Here is a 12,909-nt window from a genome sequence, read left to right as displayed (position 1 = left end):
CTTCACTCATATTCAGTGCTTAATGGAACTTCAACCGAAGGAGCATTATCGGTTCCATTATTGTAGATTTGAGGCACCTTACCTTGAATAAGCCCCATGGCTACCGGAATTTTTTGATTAATAACACTTTTTTCAGTTGCAAGCGGAACTATAATCTGGACATTGACTGTTAATAATATATTCACTTCAACGTAGGCACTGTTTATACCAAAAGGAAGAATTTCCGTATCGATTGTCGCACTGACATCACCAATGACATGGAAACGAATTGGAATCTTAGGACCCAAGTTTCCTAGCAATGGAATATTCGTCGCTTGACCGATAGGAACGAAGAAGACGACTCCTCCTTGAGTTTCCATTGCATCGGGATCGAATTTGATTTCATTCTGTGGGGGTAATATATCAAGATTTCCCTCCGAAGCTTGTTGTAAATGGGACTCGACAAGCGTTTGGGTTTCAGCCAACACCCTGTTAATCACTTCCGTGTTAAACTTCCATGTAACAACACCCGTAGATTCATTGGGAATATCCACGATGATGTCATTGACGTCGAGCACAGTAGCAACCCTTGAATTGATGGCCTTACTAATAACATGTGAGGCTATTCTTTGCGTCTGTACTTCTGCATATTGGACATATATTGGAGTAAGCCTCATATTGACTACATAAAAAAACAAGAAAACTGCTATAAAAAATGTAGGTACCAAAATAGGTAATAGTCTACGCTTTTTTTTCCTGGTTTTCCTGGTTCTTCTGGTGACTTGCCCCTGAAATTTCAAAACGACTCCTCCTGCTTTTAAGCTATGCAGGAATTGAGCCGTTTATTCTTAGGCAATATGCGAACAGTACCAATGATTAAGACTTAAAATGTTCGGTCCCGTACCAACCAAGCACATCTCTAATCAACTCAGGCATGTAATACTCTACCTCTGCATGTCTGAGAGATGGAAAGAAATGTCCAAACGTAAACATATCTAATGTTGCAAGCGTATATTTTTGACCTGGTACGACCTCACGATTTCCCGCAAAAAGTTGTCCATGTCTATTCTGATATAATCTTTCATAAATCATCGCGCCCATTAATGTGCCCCGGAAACCAAGGCCTTTGATTTCAATTTGTGGCCAATCCTTATTTAAAGAAAGCTTATATACTTCTATAAGTTCGACTCCATCCAGTGTGATGAGACACGGGTTTATGGGATGTGGCAGAAGTGAATGTAAATCGCCTTTCGTCACCCACCCTTTATCGAGACTACCTAGGAAAATCCCTGCGTTAAACATGGCACAATCAGCCTGTGAATAGGCAATGAGTGCCCGACCGAAGAACGAGGATAAGGGGCTACCCTCAAACAGATTCTGTTGCAACCGTGAAGGATTATCAAAGACCTTATCTTCCATCGCCCTTTTCCCAAGTTGTATTAAATGATTCGATTGGACGATATCCTCTTCACTTCTTTTAACCGAATCCGCCCTAACCAGTTCTGCGTCGATAGTGAGAGTCCTTTTTGTGCTGCTAGCAACTCTCAATGTCACATGACCCACATACTCACCATATTTACCCGTTGCAGCCAATAATGTATCCCCAATTAGCTTGCCTTCGTGGAACAGGTGATGCGTGTGCGCACCGAAAATGATATCAATTTCTGGACACTCCACTGCGAGTTGCTCGTCTTCATGAATACCCATATGCGATAAGCAAACGATTAGGTCCGTTTCTGATGCAAGCTGTTTGGCAATGCCCATTAAACTTTCGCGGGGTGGTGTAATTTTCCAGCCTAGTTTTGAATAGAACGCCTGATACTCTGCAGTCGCTCCTATAACGCCAATTTTCGTTCCACTGGCAGTAACATAAATTTTGTAAGGTTGCGCCCATTTCGGACGATTTCCATCCTGTTCAAACAAATTACTTAGAATGACTTCAAAACGAGCATCTGCGTATAGTGAGTTTAATGCAGCTTTCGACATTGTGATTCCTTCATTATTACCTATCGTAACTGCATCATAACCAGCTTCATTCAACAGTCTAACATTTCCTTGTCCTTTCGTTCCCTCCGTAAATGGATGTGAACGATCCACATGATCACCGATGTCGAATACGTAACAAGCCTCACCATTTAATAAGTGTTCATTCTTTTCATCACAAAGAAACCGGCTAATCTGTGGCCAGCTTTCAAAATGACTGTGGATATCGTTTGTATGATAAAAGTGAATCACTTCAATTTGATTCATATGTCACCCCAAAAGTCCTTCAATAATCGATCTAACTCCAAGTAAAAGCAAAATAATACGTAGTGCAACAACGACTGTTTCCGATTTCATTTTCTGGTTCAGCCGAGCTCCGATTTTGGCTCCAATGTATGCGGCCGGAATGACCGGAATCGTATATAACCAAGGAACATTACCGAGCGATATATGTGTAATCGAGTTGACAATCGCCGATAAGAAAACCATGAACATTGATGTACTGACTGCAACATGGGGCGGAAATAAAAAGAGTAACATCATGGCTGGTACTAGAATTGAACCACCACCGATGCCAAAAAGACCTGACGCAAATCCAACACCAAATGTTAGGATCAATGCAAACCAGACAGGAAATCCATAGACATAGGTCTCATCCATATTATCTGTAAACGTCCTCTTTTTACCATGATTTACAAACCAATCAACCGGTTTTAAATGCTTACGGACCAAAAGAATGATTGATAAAATAATTAACAAAATTCCGAAGTAAAGATTAAAAGATGGCAAATCGAGCCCTTTATTGACAATAGCACCTAGGAGAGTCCCCGGAACACTTCCCAGGAAAAAGATATATCCACTCCTAAAATCAATTGTTTTGCCCTTCATATAAGAAAGCGTCGAAGCCAGTCCTGTGAAAATCATCATAATGACAGATAGCCCGACAGCCGTTTGTGGTGTAATTCCATCTATCAAGCCCAGATTAATGCCGACAAATAATGTCGCCGGCACAAGGATGACTCCGCCTCCCAAACCCACGAGTGCACCAATAATCCCTGCCGCAAGACCGATAACGGCTAATAAGAAATACTCCATTACCATTCTCCTTCAAACAAGTCGAGCTGTTTTGATGTTAGACTTTCATAATTAATGTTAAGTACCTTTTGTAGCCGTTTAGCATTTTGAGCTGCATGGCCACCTGAGTTATTGTTAAATATAACGAACGTTTTAGAAGTTTCTTGTTTGAGCTTTTCAACCGCTAACTGGATTTCATGGAGTTCAGCGTCATTATAGTTATATAAGTAACGCACTTTACGCCAAGCCTGATCATCACCAGTCGTGTTACGCCACCCAGATACATTTCTGCCATGTAATCTAAAGAGCACTTTATCGGAGCGTGTTGTCACAGGTACAAGCGGAATGCTTCCTTCTCCTGCCTGTGGTTCGTCACACACTGAATGAATGACATTCATATCAGTAAGAAAACGTAAAGTCTGTTCTCTAAATGCAGTAGAATACCAAGATTGATGTCTAAATTCAACAGCAATATCAAATCCATGTAATTGATTGCATACTTGTCGGATTTTAGTGACATTCACTTTATTACAATCAAACCACGGAGGAAATTGGACTAATATCATTGCGAGTTTTCCTGCCTCCTGAAGGGGCGTCATCGACAATCGGAACAAATTGTACATTTCATCGACGGTTGCATAAGGTAGTTTACCCCGATGATGACCCGTCATTCCTTGATATGCTTTAACGATAAAAGTGAAATCATTTGGCGTCTCCGTTATCCATTTCCGAATATTGCGTTCTGGCTGAATGGCATAAAAAGTAGCATCGAGTTCTACGATTGGAAAGTGTGAACTATAGTCAATGAGCTTCTCTGTCTTTGAGGAGGATAGGTTGTATACGTCAGGATGGTCTCCCCAACCGGTCAGTCCGATATGGATCATCCTTCTCTGCCCCTTTCAAATGAATCGATACTAATATATTAACATAGATGGACAACAGATTTGATGAACTCTACACCCTCAAACTATTCTTTCTATATAGTCGGCACTTAACAAATAGGTTGTTCTTCCTACACCGCTTTGTCGCTTGGTGATGGCCTCACGCAATAAGCCCGTCAGAAGATCACTTGGGAGGGATTGAACTGCATCCCTCCTTGGTCTTATTGCTTCGGCTCACACTTGTCGCTCCTTCGCTAGAATTGTTCGTTATACTAGTGGGGTAAACCACCTAAAGCCTAATATATATGTAGAGACAGAAAAACCGGCCCTGGTGGCCGGTTTTTCTTGTTTAAATTACCCGATTGAACCTTCCATCTCGAATTTAATGAGACGGTTCATTTCTACAGCATATTCCATCGGTAGTTCTTTTGTGAATGGCTCGATGAAGCCCATGACGATCATTTCAGTTGCTTCAAGCTCAGGAACACCGCGGCTCATCAAGTAGAAGAGCTGCTCCTCTGATACTTTAGAGACTTTCGCTTCGTGTTCAAGTGAAATGTTATCATTCAGGATTTCATTATATGGAATCGTGTCAGAAGTCGACAGTTCATCCATAATAAGTGTGTCACACTCGATATTTGCACGTGCACCATCCGCTTTACGTCCAAAGTGTACGATTCCGCGGTATGTTACTTTACCACCGTGTTGTGAAATTGATTTCGACACGATTGTAGATGACGTATTTGGTGCAAGGTGATGCATTTTAGCTCCAGCATCTTGGTGTTGACCTTTTCCTGCAAGTGCGATGGAAAGTGTCATACCGCGAGCGCCTTCGCCTTTTAGTATAATCGCTGGGTATTTCATCGTTAATTTTGAACCAATGTTGCCATCGATCCATTCCATTGTTGCGTTCGCATCACAAACCGCGCGCTTCGTAACAAGGTTATAAACGTTATTTGCCCAGTTTTGGATTGTCGTATAACGGCAGTATGCATCTTTTTTAACGATAATTTCTACGACCGCACTATGCAATGAGTTCGTTGTATAAACAGGCGCTGTACATCCTTCAACATAATGGACACTTGCCCCTTCATCTACAATGATCATAGTACGTTCGAACTGACCCATATTTTCTGAGTTAATACGGAAATAAGCTTGAAGTGGTGTTTCTACTTTAATGCCTGGTGGAACATAGATGAACGATCCACCCGACCATACAGCAGAGTTCAATGCAGCAAACTTATTGTCAGAGTTAGGGATAATTGTTCCCCAATACTTTCTGAACAGTTCTTCGTCTTCCTTAAGTGCTGAATCTGTGTCTTTAAAGACGATTCCAAGGTCAACAAGTTCCTCTTTCATGTTATGGTAAACAACTTCAGATTCGTATTGCGCTGAAACACCCGCAAGGTATTTTTGTTCAGCTTCAGGAATTCCGAGTTTATCAAACGTACGTTTGATCTCTTCCGGTACTTCATCCCATGAGCGCTCTGCACCTTCAGATGGTTTAACGTAATAAGTAATCTCATCGAATTTAAGGGAGTTTAAATCTCCACCCCATTGAGGCATTGGCATTTTATAGAACATCTCCAATGATTTCAATCGGTAGTCAAGCATCCACTTAGGTTCGTCTTTCATACCTGAGATTTCCTCAACGATTTCTTTAGTTAAACCACGTTCCGAACGGAAAACAGAGACGTCTTTATCAGAAAACCCATATTTGTAATCGCCGATATCCGGCATTTTTTTAGCCATTACTATTCCTCCGTCCTATTATTGTTCGGAGTCATTTCCGACTCCCTTTTCCATCGCCTTCCATGCTAGTGTCGCACATTTTATGCGGGCAGGAAATTTCGATACGCCCGCAAGCGCTTCAAGATCACCAAGGTCGATGGAGTCGTCAACATCTTTACCAAGCATCATGTCTGAAAAGATTGTGGCCGCTTTTAGTGCTTCATCCACTTTCTTTCCTTTAACAATTTGCGTCATCATCGATGCGGATGCCATTGAAATTGAGCAGCCATCACCTTCAAACTTAGCATCTTTAACAATGCCATCTTCCACTTGCAGAGTCAGATGAATGACATCTCCGCAAGTTGGATTATTCATATCGATTGTGATGTTACTTTCTTCAAGGACACCTTTGTTTCTAGGTTTTTTATAATGGTCCATGATGACCGAACGATAAAGTTGATCTAATTTGTTAGTTGACATCTGCGAAATACTCCTTTGCGATACGGAGTCCGTCCACGAGGCGGTCAACGTCAGCTTCGGTATTATAAATATAGAAGCTAGCGCGTGCAGTGGATGATACATCTAGCCATTTCATAAGTGGCTGAGCACAGTGATGACCTGCTCTAACGGCAATACCGTTCATATCGAGCACAGTTGCAACATCGTGTGGATGGACATCGTTCAGATTAAATGTAACAAGTCCGGCACGTTTTTTAGGATCTAGTGGACCGTAAATGGTAAGTCCATCGATTTCCGACATCCGTTCCATTGCATATCCAGCAAGTTCATGTTCATGCCGTTCAATGTTATCCAGACCGATTTCCTCTAGAAAGTCGATTGCAGCAGCAAGTCCAATCGCACCTGCGATTATCGGTGTACCACCTTCAAACTTCCAAGGAAGCTCTTTCCATGTCGATTCATACAATCCAACGAAATCAATCATTTCGCCGCCGAACTCGACAGGTTCCATTTTCTCAAGCAACTCTTTCTTTCCATAAAGAACGCCAATCCCTGTAGGACCGCACATCTTGTGTCCCGAGAATGCAAGAAAGTCACAATCTAATTTCTGTACATCTATTTTTATATGGGGCGCAGCTTGCGCACCATCAACTACCATAACAGCACCATGTTCATGAGCAATTTCGGCGATTTCTTTAATAGGGTTCATCGTACCAAGTACGTTTGAAACGTACATAACCGAAACAATTTTAGTACGGTCTGTAATGGTAGCGCGAACTTTGTCGATGGATAGTGTTCCATCAACTTCAAGGTCGATATATTTCAAAACGGCCCCTTTTTCTTTCGCCAGCTGTTGCCATGGAATAATATTGGAATGGTGTTCCATGTAAGTGATGAGGATTTCATCACCTTCACCAACATTCGCGCGTCCATAACTTTGTGCAACAGTATTTAATGCGGTTGTAGTGCCACGCATGAAAATAACTTCTTCCGTTGACTTCGCGTTAATGAATTTGCGAACTTTCTCGCGTGCACCTTCGTATCCTTCTGTCGCTCGATTACCAAGCGAATGGACGCCGCGGTGGACGTTCGAATTATCAAAGCTGTAATAGTTGCTAATTGCTTCTATTACTTGCCGCGGCTTTTGCGAAGTCGCGGCACTATCTAGATAAACGAGCGGATGCCCGTTGATTTCCTGGTCCAGTATAGGGAAATGTTTGCGGATGTCTTTGCTAAGCATTAGCGCACTTTCCTTTCGATAACCTCCGTCAATTGTTTCTTGACGCCTTCAATCGGTAATTTGCTGACAACTGGTGCAAGGAAACCATGAATAACAAGTCGTTCAGCTTCTTTCTGTGAAATTCCACGACTCATCAGATAAAATAATTGCATCGGATCAACACGGCCAACAGATGCTGCGTGTCCAGCGGTTACATCATCTTCATCGATAAGAAGCGCTGGATTTGCATCTCCACGTGCCTTTTCACTTAGCATAAGGACGCGTGATTCTTGGACTGCATTTGCTCTCGTCGCGCCTTTTGCAATTCTCCCAATCCCGTTAAAGATACATGTTGATTCTTCTTTCACAACAGCATGCTTCAAGATGAACCCTTCCGTATCTGTACCAAAATGAAAGATTTCAGATGTGAAATTCTGACGCTGTTTACCACGTCCTACAACAACTGTTTTCATCTCACAATGAGATCCGTTACCTACAAGGTGAGTAATGTTTTCAGAAATCGTATCACTGTCATTCATTAGTCCAAGTGCCCAATCAATACGGCTATCGCGTCCTGCAATCCCGCGGCGATTCACATATGTTGTAAACCCTTTCGCAAGTACATCAACTGCACCATATGTGATTTTGGCATTATCACCTGTGAATACTTCCGATACAATATTCGCTAATCCTTTTGCTTCTTCTACAGTCGATAAATAGTTTTCGACATATGTCACTGAACTATTTGCTTCTGCCACGATAAGAACGTGGTTAAAGAGTGATGCTTGTTCATCGTCATGCAAAAACAGTACTTGAATCGGTTCTTCGACGACAACATTTTTCGGAACGTATACGAATACGCCTCCGTTAATAAGTGCTGCATGAAGTGCCGTCAATTTATGCTCGTCTACTTTAACACCGTCTGTCATGAAATACTTTTTCACAAGATCGCTGTGTTCGCGTGATGCTGTGAAAATATCCGTCATGATGACGCCTTTCGCTTTCAACTCTTCGGATAATGAGAGATAAGCAGGTGTGTTGTTGTGCTGAACATAAATACTGTTTTGCTTATCTTTGTCTACAAGTGCACGCGCTTCTTCAGAAAGCTCGTCCAATGAAGCATAAACAGCACTTTCAACTGTATGGACAGGGAATTCCGTGAAATTCCACTTATCAATTTTCGTTTTATCTGGTTTTGGCATTGGTAGCTGTTCCGCTTTCGCTAATGCGTCTGCGCGGAAATCCGCCATCCAATCTGCTTCGTTCATCTTAGCTGAATAGGAACGGACGTCCTGTTCGGTCAATGCCAACTTAGTTTCAACCGTCATTTTTGAATCGTCCTCCTTTCTTAAACTTCCTGCCCGACAGTTTCGTCTTCGATGCCAAGTTCTTCTTTAATCCAGTCATATCCTTGTTCTTCAAGTTTATGTGCGAGTTCAGAACCGCCGGATTTAACAACTTTACCTTGCATCATAACGTGAACTTTATCTGGCGTGATGTAGTCTAGAAGACGTTGGTAGTGAGTGATGATCAAGCAACCGAAATCTTCTCCGCGCATTTCGTTAATTCCTTTAGAAACAACTTTCAATGCATCGATATCAAGACCAGAGTCAATTTCATCAAGCACTGCAAATTTAGGTCTCAACATTGTAAGTTGAAGAATCTCGTTACGCTTTTTCTCTCCGCCTGAGAAACCTTCGTTTAAGTAGCGTGTAGCCATGTCTTCATCCATTTCAAGGAATTCCATTCGGCTATCAAGTTCACGAATGAATTTCATCAATGAAATCTCGTCGCCTTCTTCACGTTTAGCATTGATTGCAGAACGTAGGAAGTCAGAATTCGTTACGCCTGTAATTTCACTTGGATATTGCATGCCAAGGAAAATACCTGCTCTAGCGCGTTCATCTACTGCCATTTCTAGTACGTCTTCACCATCAAGCGTAATCGTACCAGATGTCACCTCATATTTGGGATGCCCCATAATCGCTTGCGCGAGTGTTGATTTACCTGTACCGTTCGGACCCATGATTGCATGGATCTCGTTTGTATTGATCGTCAAATCGACGCCTTTCAATATTTCCTTGCCTTCGATTTCAACGTGAAGGTCTTTAATTTCTAAAGTAGCCATTCCAATACCTCCAATATAATAAAGTTGAACGGATATCCATTCTCAATTTAGTATCATTCTAATCTTAACGTATTAACCAGTGCCTTGCAAATCATTGAGAATCCTTTCATTTTAAAAGGGATGCCCTTAATTCAAGACTTGTATGCCTCTATTTTTCTAGCGCTCGCCCATTTTCAATTATCCAGTTCCCAATGAGAATCCACACAATTCAAAAAACCGATACGCAATGTACCGGTTTTTTGAATCATTAGTATTGTTCTGGTTCTGGAGTCGCTTTAGCTACATCATCATTTTTTGTAAACTTATCGACGATAATAGCAAGTGCGCCATCACCCGTAACGTTTGTTGCAGTTCCAAAGCTGTCTTGCGCCATGTAAAGTGCAATCATAAGTGCAATCATCGCTTCATCGAAGCCAAGCATAGTGCTGAGTAGCCCTATTGCTGCCATAACCGCCCCGCCGGGTACTCCTGGTGCTGCAATCATCGTAACGCCGAGCATGAAGATGAATGGAAGGAAATCCGCAAATACAATCGGCATTCCATTCATAAGCATGACGCCTATCGAACAGGATACAAGTGTAATTGTACTTCCTGACAAGTGGATTGTCGCAAAAAGTGGAATTGTAAAATCAGTCACTTTATCCGACGCACCTGTTTTACGCGCCTGCCTTAACGTAATCGGTATCGTCGCCGCAGACGATTGTGTCCCAAGTGCAGTAAGGTAAGCAGGTGCCATTGTTTTCATCAAGAAGAACGGATTCTTTTTTGAAAGCGATCCTGCAACCGTATATTGAAGTGTTAGCATGATGAAGTGAAGAATAATAATCATAACAAATACCATTGCAAAGACAGATAGAACCTTAGCAACTTGGCCAGTATACGTCATATTAAGGAAGATTCCGAAAATATGGAATGGTAAAAGTGGAATAATAACAAACGAAATCACTTTTTCGATTAACACATTGAATTCATCAAATACATTAAGCATAGATTTGCTACCGATGGAAGCCATCCCGATACCCAGTACAAATGCAAGAAGAAGTGCTGCCATAACATCCATCAAAGGAATCAATTCAATCTCAAAAAAAGCTTCAGCCGCAGCACGGCCACTTTCAGCAACACTACCTTCGCTAATTTTCCCGATAAATCCAGGCAACAAACTTGTTGCTGCAAAATAGGCAATAATCCCTGCTACAATTGTCGAAATATAAGCAAATGCTGTCGCCAAACCAAGTAGTCTACCTGACCCCTTGCCTAGCTTCGCAATTCCTGGCGCAATGAAAGCGATGATGATCAAAGGCACTATAAAATTCAAAAAGCCTCCAAATATCATATTAAATGTGGCTGCGAGACCGACAAACCACTCTGCAAAGCCTTCGCTAATTTTCGGTAACAGCGATCCAAACACGACTGCCAGTGCAATAGCGATGACGATACGCCAAATTAGACCAATTTTTTTCAAAACAGTGTTCCCCCTAAGATGATTTTATGTATTTAAGAGACAACGATACCATAATATTTTCGCTATTGAAACACCATTTCGACATTAACATCTATTGGAAAACAAAAAACCTCCGTCGAATTCGTACTTTTCGACAGAGGTTTCTACCTATTATTTAACCGGGACTACTGTGCCGCCCCATTCTTTGATGATAAAGTCTTGAATTTCTTTCGACTTCAATACTTCAATCAAAGCTTTGATTGACTCATTATTTTCGTCGCCTTTTCTTACTGCGATGATATTTACATAAGGGGAATCCTTGTCTTCGATAGCAATTGAATCTTCAATCGGATTCAAGCCCGCATCGATTGCATAGTTCGAGTTAATCAACAATGCATCGCCTTCATCATTCGAGTATAGTTGCGGCATTAGACCAGGTTCATAGTTTGCATCAAATTCAATGTTCTTAGGATTTTCAACGATATCTTTCAGTTCAGCTGCTGTCTTATCTACACTTTCGTCAAGTTTAATAAGTCCTTTTGATTCGAGCATCGCTAGTACACGCCCGTGATCCGAAACTGAACTACTCATTAAAATTGTCGCACCGTCAGGAAGTTCATCGAGTGATTTATACTTTTTCGAATAGACACCAATTGGTTCAATATGGATGCCACCCGCATTTACAAAGTCGTATCCAGCATCTTTAATTTGCAATTCAAGATACGGAATATGCTGGAAGTAGTTTGCATCGATTTCGCCAGATTCAAGATCTTGGTTTGGTAACACATAGTCTTGATATGTTTCGATTTGAAGGTCGTAACCCTTTTCTTCCAATAACGGTTTTGCTTGTTCAAGAATGATCGAGTGCGGTGTATTGGAAGCACCGATAACAATCTTAGTTGCTTCTTTTTCGTCGGTGTTTTCACTATTTCCGCTTGTATTATTGCTTTCATCGGTGTTTTTTGTACCGCAAGCCGCAAGTACAAGAACGAGTGCTGCTAATAAAACTCCTGTTAGTAATTTCTTCATTTTATACTCTCCCTTTTCTCTATGCTGTTAACCTGAATGGTTGATATTGCCTATCGTTCACTAAATCTGATTCACCCTTGTCCACTCGCTTCAACAAATTACTTTACTGGGATGACGTCGCCGCCCCACTCTTCAAGAATAAAGTCTTGAATTTCTTTCGATTTCAACACTTCAACCAATGTCTTGATTGCTTCAGTATTTTCTTCGCCTTCTCTAACTGTGATGATGTTCGCATACGGCGACTCCGTCTCTTCAATCGCAATAGAATCTTCAACCGGATTCAAGCCTGCATCGATTGCATAGTTTGCATTGATGACTACCGCATCACCTTCATCATTGTTATAGAGTTGCGGTAAAAGTGAAGGTTCATAATTTGCATCAAACTGAAGGTTCTTAGGATTATCTACAATATCTTTCACTTCAGCCTTTACTTTATCTACTCCTTCAGCCAGTTTAATTAGCCCAGCTGATTCCAGTAATGAAAGTACGCGGCCATGTTCAGCTACAGAGTTACTAAATATGATAACAGCACCGTCAGGAAGGTCCTCGATTGTTTTATGTTCCGTCGAGTAAACAGCCATCGGTTCGATATGGATAGCCCCTGCATTCGCAAATTTATAACCATGGTCGATTACTTGTTGATCCAAATAAGGTATGTGCTGGAAGAAGTTCGCATCCAATTCGCCAGATTCAAGATCTTTGTTCGGTAATACATAGTCTTGGTAAGTTTCTATAACAAGTTCAATACCTTTTTCTTTCAATATCGGCGCTGCCTCTTCCAAAATGATTGCGTGCGGTGTATTAGATGCACCAATTACGATTTCCGTTGCGTCAACTTTTTCATCGGTAGCATTATCCCCACTACTCGCATTGTTATCGCCGCTATCATCTTTCGCCCCACAAGCCGCTAATGCTAATAGAAGTACTGCTAATACGATTCCCCCAAAAAGCTTTTTCATAATCATTTCTCCCCTTTTTTCTATTC

Annotated in this window: 12 protein-coding genes; all 12 read right to left on the bottom strand. The window is 41.5% G+C overall.

What is annotated here, in order from left to right; translation table 11 throughout:
- Nucleotides 1-2 precede the first annotated feature (2 nt).
- The gene (yunB, locus tag AC25Y6_RS06695) at nucleotides 3-779 is read right to left on the bottom strand and encodes a sporulation protein YunB (protein WP_482102245.1); all 777 of its coding nucleotides are present in this window, start codon (nucleotides 777-779) and stop codon (nucleotides 3-5) included.
- 76 nt (nucleotides 780-855) lie between these two features.
- Nucleotides 856-2,229 carry a bifunctional metallophosphatase/5'-nucleotidase gene (locus AC25Y6_RS06690; RefSeq protein WP_488142433.1) on the bottom strand — a complete coding sequence of 458 codons (1,374 nt, stop codon included), beginning with the start codon at nucleotides 2,227-2,229 and terminating at the stop codon, nucleotides 856-858.
- Nucleotides 2,230-2,232: 3 nt separating this feature from the next.
- Nucleotides 2,233-3,057, bottom strand: coding sequence for a sulfite exporter TauE/SafE family protein (locus AC25Y6_RS06685; protein ID WP_482105866.1), 825 nt, complete (start codon nucleotides 3,055-3,057; stop codon nucleotides 2,233-2,235).
- Nucleotides 3,057-3,920 carry a DUF72 domain-containing protein gene (locus AC25Y6_RS06680; RefSeq protein WP_488142432.1) on the bottom strand — a complete coding sequence of 288 codons (864 nt, stop codon included), beginning with the start codon at nucleotides 3,918-3,920 and terminating at the stop codon, nucleotides 3,057-3,059. Before AC25Y6_RS06680 ends, AC25Y6_RS06685 begins: the two co-directional genes overlap by 1 nt.
- Before the next feature lie 351 nt (nucleotides 3,921-4,271).
- The gene (gene sufB, locus AC25Y6_RS06675; protein WP_482105868.1) at nucleotides 4,272-5,669 is read right to left on the bottom strand and encodes a Fe-S cluster assembly protein SufB; all 1,398 of its coding nucleotides are present in this window, start codon (nucleotides 5,667-5,669) and stop codon (nucleotides 4,272-4,274) included.
- Between the two features lie 18 nt (nucleotides 5,670-5,687).
- Nucleotides 5,688-6,128 carry a Fe-S cluster assembly sulfur transfer protein SufU gene (gene sufU, locus AC25Y6_RS06670; RefSeq protein ID WP_482105869.1) on the bottom strand — a complete coding sequence of 147 codons (441 nt, stop codon included), beginning with the start codon at nucleotides 6,126-6,128 and terminating at the stop codon, nucleotides 5,688-5,690.
- Nucleotides 6,118-7,347, bottom strand: coding sequence for a cysteine desulfurase (locus tag AC25Y6_RS06665; protein ID WP_482105870.1), 1,230 nt, complete (start codon nucleotides 7,345-7,347; stop codon nucleotides 6,118-6,120). The genes sufU and AC25Y6_RS06665 overlap by 11 nt, the downstream gene beginning before the upstream one ends.
- Nucleotides 7,347-8,654 (bottom strand): Fe-S cluster assembly protein SufD, encoded by a 1,308-nt coding sequence (gene sufD / locus AC25Y6_RS06660; protein WP_482105871.1) that lies wholly within the window; start codon nucleotides 8,652-8,654, stop codon nucleotides 7,347-7,349. Before sufD ends, AC25Y6_RS06665 begins: the two co-directional genes overlap by 1 nt.
- Before the next feature lie 20 nt (nucleotides 8,655-8,674).
- Nucleotides 8,675-9,454, bottom strand: coding sequence for a Fe-S cluster assembly ATPase SufC (gene sufC / locus AC25Y6_RS06655; protein WP_482102253.1), 780 nt, complete (start codon nucleotides 9,452-9,454; stop codon nucleotides 8,675-8,677).
- 247 nt (nucleotides 9,455-9,701) lie between these two features.
- Nucleotides 9,702-10,916 carry a dicarboxylate/amino acid:cation symporter gene (locus AC25Y6_RS06650; RefSeq protein WP_482105872.1) on the bottom strand — a complete coding sequence of 405 codons (1,215 nt, stop codon included), beginning with the start codon at nucleotides 10,914-10,916 and terminating at the stop codon, nucleotides 9,702-9,704.
- A gap of 150 nt (nucleotides 10,917-11,066) precedes the next feature.
- The gene (locus AC25Y6_RS06645) at nucleotides 11,067-11,924 is read right to left on the bottom strand and encodes a MetQ/NlpA family ABC transporter substrate-binding protein (RefSeq protein ID WP_482105873.1); all 858 of its coding nucleotides are present in this window, start codon (nucleotides 11,922-11,924) and stop codon (nucleotides 11,067-11,069) included.
- A 98-nt stretch (nucleotides 11,925-12,022) separates the two neighbouring features.
- On the bottom strand, nucleotides 12,023-12,883 hold the full coding sequence (locus AC25Y6_RS06640) for a MetQ/NlpA family ABC transporter substrate-binding protein (protein ID WP_488142431.1): 861 nt from the start codon (nucleotides 12,881-12,883) through the stop codon (nucleotides 12,023-12,025).
- Nucleotides 12,884-12,909: the final 26 nt, after the last annotated feature.

Source organism: Sporosarcina sp. Y1004 (assembly GCF_057669665.1).
Note: the sequence above shows the minus strand (reverse complement) of the source record. Positions and strands in the feature narration are given on the sequence as shown.